At 73.0% G+C, this 16,477-nt stretch carries 11 protein-coding genes; 7 read left to right on the top strand and 4 right to left on the bottom strand.

The features are described from left to right. Positions 1–372: 372 nt before the first annotated feature. Complete coding sequence (pulA, locus tag ABD230_RS11045) at positions 373–6,612, top strand: pullulanase-type alpha-1,6-glucosidase (protein WP_425546222.1); 6,240 nt, start codon at positions 373–375, stop codon at positions 6,610–6,612. Positions 6,613–6,755: 143 nt separating this feature from the next. On the opposite strand, the gene ABD230_RS11050 is transcribed toward pulA, so the two are convergent. Together ABD230_RS11050 and ABD230_RS11055 are read right to left on the bottom strand one after the other, a co-directional pair. Beyond that, entirely contained in the window at positions 6,756–7,172 is a 417-nt protein-coding gene (locus ABD230_RS11050; protein WP_344373381.1) for a hypothetical protein, read from the bottom strand. Positions 7,173–7,345: 173 nt separating this feature from the next. Next, complete coding sequence (locus tag ABD230_RS11055) at positions 7,346–8,347, bottom strand: o-succinylbenzoate synthase (protein ID WP_344373384.1); 1,002 nt, start codon at positions 8,345–8,347, stop codon at positions 7,346–7,348. Between the two features lie 61 nt (positions 8,348–8,408). Here ABD230_RS11055 and ABD230_RS11060 point away from each other — a divergent pair, with 61 nt between their 5' ends. Together ABD230_RS11060 and ABD230_RS11065 are read left to right on the top strand one after the other, a co-directional pair. After that, the gene (locus tag ABD230_RS11060; RefSeq protein WP_344373386.1) at positions 8,409–9,341 is read left to right on the top strand and encodes a 1,4-dihydroxy-2-naphthoyl-CoA synthase; all 933 of its coding nucleotides are present in this window, start codon (positions 8,409–8,411) and stop codon (positions 9,339–9,341) included. Positions 9,342–9,384: 43 nt separating this feature from the next. Next, the gene (locus ABD230_RS11065) at positions 9,385–10,533 is read left to right on the top strand and encodes an AMP-binding protein (protein ID WP_344373388.1); all 1,149 of its coding nucleotides are present in this window, start codon (positions 9,385–9,387) and stop codon (positions 10,531–10,533) included. Between the two features lie 36 nt (positions 10,534–10,569). Here ABD230_RS11065 and ABD230_RS11070 read toward each other — a convergent pair whose 3' ends face one another. Next, positions 10,570–12,045 carry an MFS transporter gene (locus ABD230_RS11070; RefSeq protein ID WP_344373390.1) on the bottom strand — a complete coding sequence of 492 codons (1,476 nt, stop codon included), beginning with the start codon at positions 12,043–12,045 and terminating at the stop codon, positions 10,570–10,572. Positions 12,046–12,159: 114 nt separating this feature from the next. On the opposite strand from ABD230_RS11070, the gene ABD230_RS11075 reads away from it, so the two are divergent. Beyond that, complete coding sequence (locus ABD230_RS11075) at positions 12,160–12,606, top strand: MarR family winged helix-turn-helix transcriptional regulator (RefSeq protein WP_344373392.1); 447 nt, start codon at positions 12,160–12,162, stop codon at positions 12,604–12,606. A gap of 54 nt (positions 12,607–12,660) precedes the next feature. Then, a complete protein-coding gene (locus ABD230_RS11080) occupies positions 12,661–13,662 on the top strand; it encodes a 1,4-dihydroxy-2-naphthoate polyprenyltransferase (RefSeq protein WP_425546223.1) in 1,002 nt (333 codons plus the stop codon). 27 nt (positions 13,663–13,689) lie between these two features. On the opposite strand, the gene ABD230_RS11085 is transcribed toward ABD230_RS11080, so the two are convergent. Continuing rightward, positions 13,690–14,016, bottom strand: coding sequence for a DUF4229 domain-containing protein (locus tag ABD230_RS11085; protein WP_344373394.1), 327 nt, complete (start codon positions 14,014–14,016; stop codon positions 13,690–13,692). A gap of 75 nt (positions 14,017–14,091) precedes the next feature. On the opposite strand from ABD230_RS11085, the gene ABD230_RS11090 reads away from it, so the two are divergent. Then, positions 14,092–14,532 carry a PLD nuclease N-terminal domain-containing protein gene (locus ABD230_RS11090; RefSeq protein WP_344373396.1) on the top strand — a complete coding sequence of 147 codons (441 nt, stop codon included), beginning with the start codon at positions 14,092–14,094 and terminating at the stop codon, positions 14,530–14,532. Continuing rightward, a complete protein-coding gene (gene menD / locus ABD230_RS11095) occupies positions 14,525–16,372 on the top strand; it encodes a 2-succinyl-5-enolpyruvyl-6-hydroxy-3-cyclohexene-1-carboxylic-acid synthase (RefSeq protein ID WP_344373398.1) in 1,848 nt (615 codons plus the stop codon). The genes ABD230_RS11090 and menD overlap by 8 nt, the downstream gene beginning before the upstream one ends. Positions 16,373–16,477: the final 105 nt, after the last annotated feature.

Consider the following 16,477-nt stretch of genomic DNA (forward strand, 5'->3'; position numbering starts at 1 on the left):
GTACTGCAGGGGCGACCCTGTGGGAGAGTAGGACACCGCCGGACACAACATCCCAGAAGAGCCACCCAACGCCGGGTGGCTCTTCTGCAGTTAACGACCCGAATGAACCTCACGGCAGCGCCACCCGGAGGTGCCGCGTGCCGGCTTCAGGCGCGCCGCTCGAGCGCTCCACCGGGCACCGGCCGACCCCGCCGATTCGCAAGCGTTTGCGCGGATGCCCTCGTCGACAGCGCCGGAATTCCGGGCTAGCTCCCGCCGAGCACTCGTTCTCATCTCGGTCGAGTGCAAACGCTTGCATTAACTGCTCGGCCGCTGATACGTTCGCTCCCAATGTCGGTGGCACGTCGTCGTGCCAGGAGTCGGGAGTCAAGGATGACGCAGCGAGCGCGCGCTCGGAGATGGGTGACATTCGGGATCACGGGAGCCCTCGCGGCATCCGCCCTCGCAGTCCTGCCGGTGGGTCCGGCCGTGTCGGCGGACGGCGACACGTACGCGCTCGTGGGCTCGCTGCAGTCCGAGCTCGGCTGCCCGGGCGACTGGCAGCCGGAGTGCGACGCGACGGAGCTGCTCCCGACCGACACGGCGGGGGTCTTCGCCGCCGAGTTCACGGTCCCGGCAGGGCAGTGGGAGTACAAGGTCGCGGCGAACGACACCTGGGACGCGTCCTGGGGCCTGAACGGCGGCGGCGACAACATCCCGCTCTCCGTCGACGGCGACGTCGACGTGCGGGTCGTGTTCGACGAGGCTCAGCACCGTGTCGGCCTCGAGCTCCTGAGCCTGGCCGGCGCCTACGACGAGGGCGCCGACGCGGGCCTCGTGGCGGCTCCTGCGCGCCAGGCGGGCGGCGACGAGACGTTCTACTTCGTCATGACGGACCGCTTCGCGGAGGGCGACCCGACCAACGACGAGGGCGGGCTCGAGGGCGACCGCCTCGTCACCGGCTACGACCCGACCGACAAGGGCTTCTACCAGGGCGGCGACATCCAGGGCATCCGCGACCGGCTCGACTACATCGAGGGCCTCGGGACGACCGCGATCTGGCTGACGCCGAGCTTCAAGAACAAGCCGGTGCAGGGTGAGGGCGCGAACGCCAGCGCCGGGTACCACGGGTACTGGATCACCGACTTCACGCAGATCGACCCCCACCTCGGCACCAACGCCGAGCTCGAGGCGCTCATCGACGAGGCGCACGCCAAGGGCATCAAGATCTACTTCGACATCATCACGAACCACACGGCCGACGTCATCGACTACGCCGAGGGCGCGTACTCATACGTCGACAAGGCCACGAGCCCGTACACCGACGCGCAGGGGAGCGAGTTCGACCCGAGCGCGATCGCGGGCAGCCCCGACTTCCCCGACCTCGACCCGGCGACGAGCTTCCCGTACACGCCGGTGATCGCGCCCGAGGAGTCGGACGTCAAGGTGCCGGCCTGGCTCAACGACCCGACGGTCTACCACAACCGCGGCGACTCGACGTGGGCCGGCGAGTCGGTCACGTACGGCGACTTCGTCGGGCTGGACGACCTCATGACCGAGGACCCGACCGTCGTCGACGGCTTCGTGCAGGTCTACCAGGACTGGATCGACCTCGGCATCGACGGCTTCCGCATCGACACCGCCAAGCATGTCAACTTCGAGTTCTGGGAGACGTGGTCGACCGAAGTGCTCGACTACGCGCACGCGGCGGGCAAGCCCGACTTCTTCATGTTCGGCGAGGTCTACGACGCCGACCCCGCCAAGCTCTCGCCGTACGTGCGCGGCACCGACATGAACTCGGTGCTCGACTTCACCTTCCAGTCGCAGGCCGTCTCGTACGCGGCGGGCAACAGCGCGAAGAACCTGCAGTCGCTCTTCGCGGGCGACGACTGGTACACGACGCCGGACGCCTCGGCGAACGCGCTGCCCACGTTCCTCGGCAACCACGACATGGGCCGCGTCGGCTACTTCCTCGCGTCGACGGGCGACGCGCTCCAGCGCGACGAGCTCGCGCACGAGCTCATGTTCCTGACCCGCGGCCAGCCGGTCGTCTACTACGGCGACGAGCAGGGCTTCGCGGGCACCGGCGGCGACAAGGACGCCCGACAGACGCTCTTCGCGACGCAGGTGGACGAGTACGCGAACCAGCCGCTCGTCACCGGCGAGCAGGCGGGCAGCGTCGACCGCTACGACTCCGCGGCCCCGCTCTACGAGCACATCGCCGCCCTCGCGGCGCTCCGCGACGCGCACCCGGCGCTCGACCGGGGCGCCCAGATCGAGCGGTACGTGGCCGATGGCGCGGGCGTGTACGCGTTCAGCCGCGTCGACCGCGATGAGAAGGTCGAGTACCTGGTCGCCGTGAACAACGCGAACGAGGCGAAGACGGTCGACGTGCCGACGCTCACCGCGGACGGCGTGTTCGCACCGCTGTACGGCACCGATGGTCCCGGCGTCACGGCCGACGGCGACGGCGTGGCATCCGTCTCGGTGCCGGCGCTCAGCGCGGTCGTGCTGCGCGCCGACCGCGAGGTGACCGCGCCGGACGCGGCATCCGCCATCGCGATCGACGTGCCCGCCGCCGGCGCCGGGGTCGCCGGGCTCACGCCCGTGTCGGCCGACGTCGACGACGCCACCTGGCAGGAGACGAGCTTCGCCTGGCGCGTGGCCGGCTCCGACGACTGGCACGCACTCGGCACCGCCGAGGACACCACGCCGCGGATCTTCCACGACACCGCCGGGCTCGCGAACGGCACGCTGGTCGAGTACCGCGCGATCTCGACGGATGCCGCGGGGCAGCGCGCAGCGGCATCCACCTACGCCTCCGTCGGCAATGCGGTGAACCTCGTGGTCGAGGAGGAGCCGGAGACCGAGATCGACCTCGTCACGATCCCGGGCAGCCACAACTCCGAGATGGGCTGCGCGGGCGACTGGCAGCCCGGCTGCGAGGCAGCGAAGCTCACGAAGCGCGCCGACGGCATCTACGCCGGGACGTTCGACATCCCCGCCGGCACCTGGGAGTACAAGGTGGCGATCAACGGCAGCTGGGACCTGAACTACGGCGCGAACGGCGTGCAGGACGGGCCGAACGTCACGTACACGACCACGGGCGGCCCGGTCACCTTCTACTGGGACCCTCGCACCAAGGTCTTCTCGTCGACGGCCGAGGGCCCGATCGTGACCCTGCCGGGCAGCCTGCAGGACGAGCTCGGGTGCCCCGGCGACTGGCAGCCCGAGTGCATGGTCACGTTCGCGCAGGACGGCGACGCGGACGGCGTCTACGAGTTCGCCACCGACCAGCTGCCCACGGGCAACTACGAGGTGAAGGTCGCGCACGGCCTCTCGTGGGACGAGAACTACGGCGCCGACGGCGTGCGCAACGGCGGCAACATCGCCTTCAGCGCCACCGAGGGCAAGCAGGTGACGTTCCGCTACACGCTCGCGACGCACGTGCTCGAGGTCGTCGTCGCCGACCCGCCGCTCGCGGGCACCGGCACGCAGCGCGCCCAGTGGCTGGATGCGGACACCCTGGCGTGGCCGGTCTCGCTGCTCGGCGGCGCCGACCCGGCCGGCCTCGACTGGACGCTCGAGCACGCCGCCGACGCCGGTCTCGCGATCGCGGACGGCGCCGTCTCGGGCGGCGGCGACCCGATCGCCCTCGAGTACGACCCCGCCGGCATCGGCGACGAGCTCGCCGCGGCGTACCCGCACCTCGCGGGCTACGCGGCCCTGCGCCCCGTCGGGCTCGACCGCGCCGACGTCGCCGGCCTCGTGACCGAGCAGCTCGAGGTCGCCCAGCGCGACGGCGACCGGCTCACCGCGTTCACGGGCGTCCAGCTGCCGGGCGTGCTCGACGACCTGTACGGCGAGGCCGTGGCATCCGCCCCGCTCGGCACCTCGTGGGACGGCGACCGCCCGACCCAGACCGTGTGGGCGCCGACCGCGCGGTCGGTGTCGCTGCAGCGATGGGATGCCGGCACCACCGGCGACCCGCAGGTGCTGCCCGCCGCCTTCGACGCCGATGCCGGCACGTGGTCGGTGACGGATGACGCGCTCGGGGCGGGCGACGAGGTCCGCTGGCTGGTCGAGGTGTACGCGCCGACGACGGGCGCGATCGAGGTCAACTCGGTCACCGACCCGTACTCGCAGGCGCTCACGGTGAACTCGGCGCGGACCGTGCTCGTCGACCTCGACGACCCGGCGCTCGCGCCCGAGCTCTGGGCCGAGACCCCCGCGCCCATCGTGGAGAGCCAGGTCGACCGCGCCATCACCGAGCTGCACGTGCGCGACTTCTCGATCGGCGACGAGACCCTCCCCGAGGAGGAGCGCGGCACGTACCGCGCGTTCACGCGCAGCAGTGCGGGCACCGCGCAGCTGCGCGAGCTCGCGGCGGCCGGCATCAACACCGTGCACCTGCTGCCGACGTTCGACATCGCGACCATCGAGGAGCGCCGCGACCAGCAGGCGACCCCCGACTGCGACCTCGAGACGTTCGGCCCGGCAGACGAGGAGCAGCAGGCCTGCATCGAGGCGATCCGCGACCTCGACGGGTTCAACTGGGGGTACGACCCGTACCACTTCCAGGCGCCCGAGGGCTCGTACGCCGTCGACCCGGACGGCGGCGCGCGCGTCCAGGAGTTCCGCGAGATGGTGGGCGCCCTGCACGCGACCGGCCTGCAGGTCGTGCTCGACGAGGTCTACAACCACACGGCGCAGTCCGGCCAGGGCGAGAAGTCGGTGCTCGACCGGGTCGTGCCCGGCTACTACCACCGCCTGAACGCGACCGGCGGCGTCGAGACCTCGACGTGCTGCCAGAACGTGGCCACCGAGCACGAGGTCGCGCAGAAGCTCATGGTCGACTCGGTCGTCCTGTGGGCGACGCAGTACAAGGTCGACGGCTTCCGGTTCGACCTGATGGGCCACCACTCGACGGAGAACATGCTCGCGATCCGCGCGGCGCTCGACGAGCTCACGCTCGCCGACGACGGCGTCGACGGTTCGGCGGTGTTCCTCTACGGCGAGGGCTGGAACTTCGGCGAGGTGGCCGACAACGCCCGGTTCGAGCAGGCCACGCAGGGCCAGCTCGGCGGCACGGGCATCGCCACGTTCAACGACCGGCTGCGTGACGGCGTGCACGGCGGCAGCCCGGTCTCGGGCGACTCGAAGTACGAGCAGGGCTTCGGCACCGGGCTCGCGGGCGAGTCGAACGGCCGGCCCGTGCGCGAGGGCATCCGGAACCTCGGCCAGCAGACCGACCTCGTGAAGGTCGGGCTCGCGGGCAACCTGCGCGACTTCGAGTTCACCGGCTACGACGGCGTGGTGAAGACGGGTGCCGAGGTCGACTACAACGGCTCACCGGCCGGCTACGCCGACCAGCCCGACGAGGTCATCAACTACGTGGACGCGCACGACAACGAGACGCTCTTCGACCTCGGCGTGCTGAAGCTGCCGCAGGAGACCTCGATGGCCGACCGGGTCCGCATGAACACACTGTCGCTCGCGACGGTGACGTTCTCGCAGAGCCCGTCGTTCTGGCACGCCGGCACCGAGTTGCTCCGCTCGAAGTCGCTCGATCGCAACAGCTACAACTCGGGCGACTGGTTCAACCGCATCGACTGGACCGGCCAGGAGTCGACCTTCGGGTCGGGCCTGCCGATGAAGGCCGACAACGAGGACCACTGGCCGGTCATGCGCGAGCTGCTCGCCGACCCGGCGCTGAAGCCGACGGCCGAGGACATCGCCTCCGCCGAGACGGCCGCGCTCGACCTCCTGCGCGTGCGTTCGAGCGTCGGCCTGCTCACGCTGGGCTCGGCCGAGCTCATCGAGCAGAAGGTCTCGTTCCCGAACAGCGGTGCCGATGCCACGGACGGCCTGATCGTCATGCTCATCGACGACCTGGTCGGCGAGGACGTCGACCCGTCCCTCGAGGGCGCGCTCGTGGTCTTCAACGCCTCGCCCGAGGCGATCACCGAGCAGGTCGACGGGCTCGCGGGCCGCGACTTCAAGCTCGCGAAGGCGCTGCGGAACGGCGTGGACGAGGTCGTCAAGGAGACGAAGTGGAAGGCCAAGACCGGGACGCTCACGATCCCGGCGCGCACGGCCGCGGTGCTGGTCAGCGAGCAGAAGGCGGCTACGCCGGGCAATGGCCACGCCACGGGCGCGACCGGATCGACGTCGTCCGAAGGCGCGACGGCCGGCGACCCGACCGCCGCGACGAGCGGTGATGCCGCGGCGTCGGCCGGCCCCGCGGCGGCTGCACCGCTCGTACGCCTCGGCGGCGCGTCGACGCGCACGGGCGCGACGCTCGCCGTCGCGGGCACCGGGTTCCAGCCGGGCGAGCTCGTGCAGGTCTGGCTCGAGTCGACGCCGCGCCTGCTGCAGGCCCGTTCGGCCGGAGCGGACGGCTCGGTCGCGTTCGACGTGACGATTCCGGCCGGGACCGAGTCGGGCGACCACCACGTTCGCCTGATCGGACTGCAGTCCGGTACGGAGAGCGTGGCGGGGCTGACCGTCGCCGGTCCGCTGGGGCTCACCGGCGTGCAGGCGACGCTCGTCGCGCTGCTCGCCGTCGCGCTGCTCGCCGCCGCGGCCCTGATGGCCGCGCCGCGGCTGCGCACCGCGCACCGCGCGAGATGAGTCCGGCGGGGAGGGCCGGTGTGCGTGGCTCCTCCCCGACCGGATCGCCTCCGCCGCCCGTCCCCCCGGGGCGGATGGGGGCGACGCGACGCCCGGCGGATCACCGTCCGCCGGGCGTCACGCGTGCTCGGGCTCGGGGTGGCTCAGCCGAACTCGACCCCGCACGCCTCGTACGCGCCGAAGATGATCCCGCCGTACGCGTCGAAGACGTGGTCGATGCCCTTGCCGTCGGAGGACTTCCCCTCGACCGGGTTGGCCTCGCCGATCGTGCCGTCCTGGCCGTTCGCGCCCTTGACGTGGATGGTGAAGGTCGCGGGTCCGCCCGCGCCGTAGTAGGCGTCGAGCACGCACTCGGCGTCCTCGGCGTCGAGACCGGCCGAGACCTCGTCGGCCACGACGATCGTGTACCACGCCTGCGAGTTGGACGCCCCCTGGTTGCCCTTGTCGGAGCGGTTCGCGTTGTAGCACTCGTGGGCGTAGGCGGCCATGCCGCTGCCGAGCGTGAGTGCGGCGGCGAGGCCGACTCCGGCGCCCACCTTCACCATCGTTCTCGAGAACATCGTTGCTTCCCTTCGGTCCGGGTTGGAACGGCCGTCGATCGGCCCTCTGTGGAGACGATGCACCCGATCGACGCTGATGGGCCTCAGGGTGCTCCCCGACACCGCATGCCGGATACCCCCAGAAGACGGGGCGAATTCCGCATGTGCGTCGCGGGCTGCGACGCCGTCGGCGATCAGCCCGCCGCGCGCGCCAACTCGGCGTGGCAGCGCTCGAGCCGCGCCAGCCACCACGCCGTGCGGTCCTCGTCCGCCGCGTACCGGTCGAGCAGGGCCGGGTCGGGATCGACACGGCGGACGTCGATCGCGCCGTCGACCGGTCGGAGCGGATCGCGCGTGACATCCCCGGCGAGCAGCGACGCGGTGCCCAGCCCGCAGTCGTACTCGAGCTCGGGCACCGCCGCGGCCAGGTGCGCGCCCATCGCGAGCCCGACGCTGGTGTCGAGCGCGCTCGAGACCACGATCGGCAGGCCGGCGCGGCCCACGAGGTCGAGGGCGCGACGGATGCCGCCGAGGGGCGCCGCCTTCACGACGAGGAGGTCCGCGGCGCCGGCCTCGGCGACCGCGAGCGGATCCTCGGCCCGACGCACGCTCTCGTCGGCCGCGATCGGGATGCCCATGTACTTCGTGCGCGTGCGGATCTCGGCGAGCTCCTCGACGGTCGCGCACGGCTGCTCGACGTACTCGAGGTCGAACGGTGCGAGGTCGTGGATCGCGTGCTCGGCCTGGTCGACGTTCCAGCCGCCGTTCGCGTCGACGCGGATGCGGCCCTCGGGGCCCATGGCCTCGCGGACGGCGCGCACGCGGGCCGCGTCCTGCGCCGGGGTCTGGTCGGATGCCGCGACCTTGACCTTCGCGGTCCGGCACCCGGGGAACCGGTCGAGCACGGCGGCCACGGCGTCGGCATCGACGGCGGGCACGGTCGCGTTCACGGGGATCCGGTCGCGCCGCACCGCGGGCACGGGGCGCCATCCGAAGTCGATCGCCGCCGCGAGCCACGTGGCGGCCTCCTCGTCCGGGTACTCGGCGAACGGCGCGAACTCGGTCCACCCCTCGGGTCCCTCGAGGAGGACCGCCTCGCGCACGTCGATGCCGCGGAACCGCGTGACGAGCGGCAGGGCGACGACCCGCGCCGTCGCGAGCAGGTCGTGCAGGGGCGGCAGGACGTCGGCGCTCATGCGACGAGTCTGCCATCGGGGGCCGCCGGGCGGGTGCGGGCGCGCAACTAGGCTGGAGGCCATGGCGGTCGAGGTGTCGGAACTGTTCGATCCGAGCGAGTGGGTGGATGCCGCGGCATCCGTCACCGGATCGGGTGGGTTCACCGACATCACCTACCACCAGTCGACCGACGGCCGCATCGCGCGCATCGCGTTCGACCGACCGGAGGTGCGCAACGCGTTCCGCCCGCACTCGGTCGACGAGCTGTACCGCGCGCTCGAGGACGCCCGCACGAATCCCCGCATCGGCGTGGTGCTGCTCACGGGCAACGGGCCGAGCCCCAAGGACGGCGGCTGGGCGTTCTGCTCCGGCGGCGACCAGCGCATCCGCGGCAGGGACGGCTACCAGTACTCGGCGGCCGAGGGCGAGGTCGTTCGCGACCCGGCGGCCGCCGCGGTGACGGGTCGCCTGCACATCCTCGAGGTGCAGCGGCTCATCCGGTTCATGCCGAAGGTCGTGATCGCGGTCGTCCCCGGGTGGGCGGCGGGCGGCGGGCACTCGCTGCACGTCGTCTGCGACCTCACGATCGCGAGCCGCGAGCACGGCCGGTTCAAGCAGACGGATGCCGACGTCGGCAGCTTCGACGCCGGGTACGGGTCGGCGTACATGGCCCGCCAGGTCGGGCAGAAGTTCGCGCGCGAGGTGTTCTTCCTCGCGGAGGAGTACTCGGCCGACCGCGCGTACGAGATGGGCGCCGTCAACCGCGTCGTGCCGCACGCCGAGCTCGAGCGCGAGGCCGTCGCGATGGCGCGCACGATCCTCACGAAGTCGCCCACCGCGATCCGCATGCTGAAGTTCGCGTTCAACGCCGTCGATGACGGGCTCGTCGGCCAGCAGGTCTTCGCGGGCGAGGCGACGCGACTCGCCTACGGCACCGACGAGGCGGTCGAGGGCCGCGATTCGTTCCTGGAGAAGCGCGCGGCCGACTGGGGTCCCTACCCGTGGCACTACTGAGGAACCGGCTCGACCAGTGTCGAGGTCCCCGATGAAACCGCTCATGAAGGTTCCGGTCGGCGACATCCCGATGCTGACGTCCTCCCTGCGCGAGGCCGCGCTCCTCGACGGCCCCGCAGTGCTACCGATCCCCGGGCGCGAGCAGCCCGACGACCCGATCGAGGCGTTCGTGGCCGACGACGTCGCCCTCGTCGTCGAGACGAGCGGATCCACCGCCGCGCCGAAGCGCGTGATGCTCTCCGGCGCCGCACTTCGCGCGAGCGCGCGAGCGACGTCGCACTGGTTCGGCGGCGTGCACGGGCAGTGGTTGCTGGCCCTGCCCGCGACGTACATCGCGGGAGTGCAGGTGCTCGTGCGCTCGCTGGTCGCCGGCACCGAGCCCGCCGTGCTCGGGTCGGGCGGCTTCACGCCCGCCGCCTTCGTCGAGGCTGCGCGCACGCTCGACCCGGATCGCCCGTGGTTCACCTCCCTCGTGCCCGTGCAGCTCGCGCGGCTGGTCGAGGCGGCCGGCGACGATCGCGCCGTGCGGGCGGCGCTCGGCTCGTTCGAGCGGATCCTGCTCGGCGGCCAGGCAGCCCCTGCTGGCCTCGTCGATCAGGCGGCGGCGCTCGGTGCGCGCGTGCACCGCACGTACGGCTCGAGCGAGACGGCCGGCGGCTGCGTGTACGACGGCACGCCGCTCGACCGCGTCGACGTGCGGATCGTCGACGGCGAGGTGCAGCTCGCGGGGCCGATGCTCGCCGAGGGGTACCTCGGCGACCCCGAGCGCACCGAGCGCACCTTCATGGTCGATGCCGATGGCCGCCGCTGGTACCGGACCGGGGACCTCGGCTCGCTCGACGACGACGGACGCCTGCGCATCACCGGCCGCGCCGACGACGTGATGATCTCGGGCGGCGTCAAGGTCGTGCTCGGCGAGGTCGAGCGGGCGGTGCACGCCGTGGACGGCTTCGCCGACGCGGTCGTGGTCGCCGTGCCCGACCCCGAGTGGGGAGAGCGTGCCGCGGTCGTGGGCGCGGGCGCCGCCGCTCGTGCGACCGGCGCCCTGGACGCGCTGCGCACGGCGACGGATGCCGCCGGCCTTCCGCCGGCCGGGCGGCCCGTCCGGATCGTCGTCGTCGACGAGCTGCCGAGGCTCGCCACGGGCAAGCCCGACCGCGTCGCGGCATCCGCCCTCGCCGCCGGAGCCTGACCCTGCCGATCGGGCGCCGCCCGCCGGCGCCCGGGCTCAGCCGATCGTCGCCGGCTCGCCCGCCTCCTCGTCGGCCTCGGCGAGCCGGTGCAGTTCGTCGAGGTGCGCCCGCACTCGGGCACGGCTCGGAAGCAGCAGGCTCGCGGCACCGGCGATCGCGAATCCGGCCAGCGACACGCCGACCGACGCGCCGAGCGCCTCGAGCACGCGCTCGCGCGTCCAGTCGTCGCCGACCACCGAGAAGAAGACGGTCGTCGAGATCGCGACGCCCGCCGCGGCGCCGAGCTGCTGGAAGGTGCTGTAGGCGCCCGACGCGGCGCCGGCGTCGGCCACCGGCACGGTCGCCAGTGCGACGTCGACGAGCGGGATGACCACGAGCGCCAACCCGAGCCCGGCGATCAGCATCGGCCACAGCGCGGCCCAGCCGGTGAAGCCGGCGCCCGTCTGGTCGACGACCGCGAACACCCACGCGACGCCGGTGGCGAGGAGCGCGGCGCCGATCGTGACGAGCCACTTGCCGACGCGCGGCACGAGCGGGATGACGAGCCCGGTGCCGACCATGGCGCCGAGGCTGAAGGCGAGCAGGTTGAGGCCGGCGGTGAGCGCGTCGAAGCCGAGCGCGACCTGCAGGTAGACGATGAACGGCAGCGTGAACGCGTTGAGCGCGCCTTGGAACGCCGCCTGCGTCGTGATGCCGGCCGAGAACCCGCGGTCGGCGAACAGCGGCATCGGCAGCAGGGCGGAGCCGTCGCGCCGCATGCGGCGCCGCTCGTGGACGACGAAGGCGAGGAGCAGCACCGCCCCGGCGGCGACCGACCACCAGAGGCCGCCCGGCCAGTCGAGGGACGGGCCCTCGACGAGCGGGACCATGAAGGCGAGCACGGTGCCCGTGAGCAGGGCGACGCCGACGAGGTCGAGCCGCATCGGGCGCGCGGATCGGGTCTCGGGCACGAACCGGGCGGCGAGCGCGATGATCACGAGTCCGACGGGCACGTTGATGAGGAACACGGTGCGCCAGCCGAGGCCCCACAGGTCGGCATCGACGAGCCATCCGCCGAGCACCGGGCCCGCGACCGCCGCGAGTCCGCTGACGCCGCCGATGAGGCCGAACATCGGCGCCCGCTCGCGCGGTGAGAAGAGCGCCTGGACCGAGGCGAGCAGTTGCGGCACCATGACCGCGGCGAACAGCCCCTGGACGACGCGCGTGGCCACCAGGGCCTCGCCGGACCACGCGAACGCGGCACCCGCCGAGGCGAGCGTGAAGCCCGCGACGCCGATGAGGAACATCCGGCGCCGGCCGTGGAGGTCGCCGAGTCGGCCGCCGGTGACGAGGGCGACCGCGAAGGCCAGCAGGTAGCCGCTCACGATCCACTCCAGCTGGGCGTCGGTCGCCCCGAGGTCGGCCCCGATCGAGGGGAGCGCGACCTGGACGATCGTGACGTCGAGCAGGTCCATGAACGCGGCGAACAGGAGGATGCCGATGGCGAGCCCTCGGCGCGGTGCGGTGGTCATGGCGACCGTCCCTTTCGTAGGCTGATTTCCGTACCGGAGCGAAGCAGTCCCGGAGTGCAATTATCCCGATATGGGATAATCCCACATCGGGAACATTAGGAAGTCGGCGAGCGGATGTCAAGCAAGGACGAGGTCACCGGGCGCATCGTCGAGCTCATGCAGCTCGTCATCGCGTCCTCCGTGATGACGAACGAACGGATCGCGCGCTCGATGGGACTGAACGTCGTCGACCTGCAGGCGCTCGGATTCATCGCCCGCCACGGGCAGCCGATGACCGCCGGCGAAGTGAGCCAGGCGACCGAGCTGCCCACCAGCACCACCACCAGGGTGCTCGACCGGCTCGAGCAGCGCGGGCTCATCGAGCGCGCACCCGATCCCGCCGATCGCCGCCGCGTGGTCGTGCGCGTACGGCCCGAGGCGACGGCACCCGCGGGCAGCGGCGCCGAGGGCGACCCGTACGGTGCGATCCTCGCGGGCATGCGCCGCGTGCACGAGGGATTCTCCGTCGACGAGCTCGAGACCGTCGCGAGGTACCTCGATGCGGTCAAGGACGTGCGATGACCGAAGGCCTGCCGCGCATCGGCCGTCCATAGGCGCACGGCATAGCATGTCGGGGTGGCACGCCCGAAGACCCCGCGCACGACCCAGCCCGCCCCGCCCGTGAAGGGCCGGACCCACGGACGATCCGGCAACCCCGCGAAGGCGGCCGCCGCGCCCGTCGTCCGCCGCGGCCCCGCGACCGCCCGGGACTGGATCGCCGGCGCGCGCCTGCGCACCCTGCCCCTGGCGATCGCGCCCGTCGCGCTCGGCACCGGCGCGGGCGTCGCGATGCTCGACTTCCTCGACGAGCCGTTCCACCCGTGGCGCGCGCTCCTCGCCCTCGTCGTCGCGCTCGCGCTGCAGGTCGGGGTCAACTACGCCAACGACTACTCCGACGGCGTGCGCGGCACCGACGAGCACCGGGTCGGTCCGGCGCGGCTCGTGGGATCGGGTGCCGCGACGCCTCGCCAGGTGCTCGTCGCGGCGGTCGCGAGCCTCGCCGTCGCCGCCGTCGCCGGCCTCGCGCTCGTGGTCGTCACGCAGCAGTGGTGGCTGCTCGCCGTCGGCGCCGCCGCCATCGTCGCGGCGTGGTTCTACACCGGCGGCAAGCGGCCCTACGGCTATTACGGCCTCGGCGAGCTCTTCGTCTTCGTCTTCTTCGGGCTCGTCGCCACCGCGGGGTCGGCGTACGTCCAGGCGATCGACGTGAACCTCGAGGCCTGGACCGGCGGCGTCGGCGTCGGCCTCATGGCGTGCGCGGTGCTCATGGCGAACAACCTCCGCGACGTCGAGCAGGACCGCGCCGCGCGCAAGCGCACGCTCGCCGTCCTCGTGGGGCCGCTGGTCGGGCGGATCCTCTTCACGGTGTTCCTGCTCGCGCCGTTCGGCATCGCCGTCTTCTGGGCGCTGCTCTACCCGCCGGCCTGGCTCGTGCTGTTCGCGCTGCTCGCCGCGATCCCGGCGTGCATCATCGTCGTCTGGGCGCGCACCCCGCGCGAGCTCATCACCGCGCTGCAGCTGGCGAGCCTCACGGCGCTGGCCTACGGCATCGGCCTCGGCGCGGCGTTCGCCTTCTAGTCCGGCGCGGCGAAGCGCGCCCGTTCGTCAGTCGGCGGTGCGGGGCCCGTCGGCGCGGTGCCCGTCGGCGTGGTGCTCCGACTCGTGGCGCTCCGCCTCCTCGATGGCCGAGTCCTCGGCCTCGTCGTCGACCGTCGCGGCGGGCGTCTCGCGATGACGCGCGGCGTAGAGGTCGGACGCCAGCTGCTCGCGCGACCGGCGGAGGAAGATGAGCGACGCGCTGAACCCGAAGAGGGCCGCGACGAGCACCGCGATCCACGGGACGACCCCGGCGACGAGCAGCACCACGAGCGGCGCGACGAACAGCAGGACGCGCAGCAGCGTGTAGCGGAGCCAGGCGGGGAGGGCGGTCACCCGATCAGTGTAGGCGGCGCAGTCTGGGTGCTCGCTCCCAGCCGAACGTGATCCGACGCGCCTAGAATCAGGAGCATGATCCGCCTCTGGTTGATCGCCGGCGTGGCCGCAGTGGTCTACACGATCTACGCGGCGGTCGACTGCGCGCTGTTCGATCGCACTCGCATCCGTGGACTGCCCCGCGGGTGGTGGATCGTCGTGATCCTGCTCGTGCCCGTGATCGGCGCGACGCTCTGGTTCCTCGTGGGTCGGGGTCGCGCCGTCCGCGTCGGCCGCGTGAACCCGCACAGCAACGCGCCCGACGACGATCCCGAGTTCCTCCGACGCCTCCGGGCCGACGCGGAGCACCAGGAGCGCATCCGGCGGCTCGAGCAGGAGCTCGAGGAGCTCGACCACGAACTCGACGGCGGATCCGCCGGCCCCCGGGGCGATGACGCCCTCGGCACCGACCGGCGACGCAACGACGGCACCGACAGCCCCGGCGACTCCGGACCGTCGGGTCGGCCGAATGGGTGACGGCCGCACCGTCGCGAGTCCCGCCACCGCAGCCTCGCTCGCGCTGCTCTCGGCGTTCGTCCGCGCCGGCGTGACCGACGTCGTGGTCGCGCCCGGATCGCGGTCGCAGGCGCTCGCGCTCGCCGCGGCGGAACTCGAGCGGGTCTTCGCCATCCGCCTGCACGTCCGCATCGACGAGCGCGGCGCCGGATTCCTCGCCGTCGGCCTCGCCGTCGAGACGGGACGCCCCGCCGTCGTCGTGACGACGTCGGGCACCGCCGTCGCGAACCTGCACCCGGCCGTGCTCGAGGCGCACCACGCCGGGGTGCCGCTGATCCTGGCCACCGCCGACCGACCGGCCGACCTGCGCGGCATCCGCTCGAACCAGACCACCGTGCAGCCCGGCATCTTCGCCGGCGCGGTCCGCCTCGAGCGCGATGTCGCGCCGCCCGAGGGGGTCGCGGGCGAAGCGGATGCCGCGGCCGAGCTGGCCCGCGCAGCGGTGCGTGCCGCACTCGGCGCCGACGCGGACGGCGCCCTCGTGGCGCATCCGGGACCGGGGCCCGTGCACCTGAACCTGCAGTTCCGCGAGCCGCTGTCCTCGGCCGTGTCGCTCGCCGAGGCGCCGCCCGCGGCACCGGACCCCGTGGCATCCGTCGACTCGATCACGGCCGAGGCGCGGGCGACGGAGCACGTCGCACGGCTCGCCCACGGGCCGCGGACCGTCGTGATCGCGGGCGCCGGTGCCGGACCGGAGGCCGAGGAGGTCGCGCGGGCCGGCGGCTGGCCGCTGCTGGCCGAGGTCACGAGCGGTGCGCGCTTCGGGCCGAACCTCGTCGTGGCCTATCGCGAGCTGCTGCGCGAGCCCGGCTTCGGCGACGAGGTCGAGCGCGCGATCGTGTTCGGGCACCCGACGCTCTCGCGAGAGGTGCCCGCCCTCGTGCAGCGGGACGGCGTCGAGGCGGTCGCGGTCGCGCCGTGGGGGATCGAGTGGTTCGACCCCGGGCACGCCGTCGACCGGTTCGAGCGCGCGGTCGCGGTCGAACCCCACGAGCCGACGGCCGAAGAGCGCGCGTGGACCGGGCGATGGGTGCGCGCGAGCCGCATGCTGCTCGACGCGCGCGACGCCGACGCGACCGGCGGCGGCCTGCGCAGCGGCGTCGACGAGACGGGGCACGTCAGCGACTACGCCGCGCAGCGCGCCTACATGGAGGACCAGCTCGCGCGGATCCGGCGGCCCGTCGATCGCCGCATGCTCGTCGAGTCGCTGTGGGCGGCGACCTGGCCGCACGATCGCCTGGTGCTCGGCGCCTCGCGGCTCATCCGCGACGTCGACCGGAACGTGCCCGGCCGTCGCATCCCGGTGCACGCCAACCGCGGGCTCGCGGGGATCGACGGCACGGTCGCCACGGCGGTCGGCATCGCGATCGCGAGCCAGTCGGCCGGCCCGGGGCCCGTGACGGCGGAGGCGAGCGCCGACGATGCCGGGGCGACGGATGCCGCGCCGTGGCCCGCACGCTCGACCGCGAGCGGCACGACGCGAGTGCTCATCGGGGACCTGACCCTGCTGCACGACGTCGGCTCGCTCCTGCTCGGCCCCGCCGAGGTGCGGCCGCGCGTGCTGGTGGTCGTCGGCAACGACGGCGGCGGCACGATCTTCGACGCCCTCGAGGTCGCCGGCTCGGCGCCGTCCGACGCGTTCGACCGGGTGCAGTACACGCCGCAGGCGGTCGACCTCGCCGCGCTCGCGAGCGCGTACGGCTGGGAGCATCGTCGCGCGACCACGCGCGGCGAGCTCGACGAGGCGCTCGGCACGGCCGTGACCGGGCCGACCCTGCTCGAGGTCCCGCTCGCGCGCTGACCCGCGCCGCACGCGAGCCCCTTCGCGTTTCTCAGGAGCAACGCCGCACTTCCGCGCGTTTCTCAGGAGGACACGCCGACGAACGGCCGCCGCGCGGCGCGTCGC

The sequence above is a fragment of the Agromyces tropicus genome (assembly GCF_039531345.1).
Taxonomy (GTDB): domain Bacteria; phylum Actinomycetota; class Actinomycetes; order Actinomycetales; family Microbacteriaceae; genus Agromyces; species Agromyces tropicus.

Bases quoted from the DNA above. Each gene is read 5' to 3' on its own strand.
- pulA (WP_425546222.1), top strand. From the start codon at position 373: ATGACGCAGCGAGCGCGCGCTCGGAGATGGGTGACATTCGGGATCACG.
- ABD230_RS11050 (WP_344373381.1), bottom strand. From the start codon at position 7,172: ATGTTCTCGAGAACGATGGTGAAGGTGGGCGCCGGAGTCGGCCTCGCC.
- ABD230_RS11055 (WP_344373384.1), bottom strand. From the start codon at position 8,347: ATGAGCGCCGACGTCCTGCCGCCCCTGCACGACCTGCTCGCGACGGCG.
- ABD230_RS11060 (WP_344373386.1), top strand. From the start codon at position 8,409: ATGGCGGTCGAGGTGTCGGAACTGTTCGATCCGAGCGAGTGGGTGGAT.
- ABD230_RS11065 (WP_344373388.1), top strand. From the start codon at position 9,385: ATGAAGGTTCCGGTCGGCGACATCCCGATGCTGACGTCCTCCCTGCGC.
- ABD230_RS11070 (WP_344373390.1), bottom strand. From the start codon at position 12,045: ATGACCACCGCACCGCGCCGAGGGCTCGCCATCGGCATCCTCCTGTTC.
- ABD230_RS11075 (WP_344373392.1), top strand. From the start codon at position 12,160: ATGTCAAGCAAGGACGAGGTCACCGGGCGCATCGTCGAGCTCATGCAG.
- ABD230_RS11090 (WP_344373396.1), top strand. From the start codon at position 14,092: ATGATCCGCCTCTGGTTGATCGCCGGCGTGGCCGCAGTGGTCTACACG.
- menD (WP_344373398.1), top strand. From the start codon at position 14,525: ATGGGTGACGGCCGCACCGTCGCGAGTCCCGCCACCGCAGCCTCGCTC.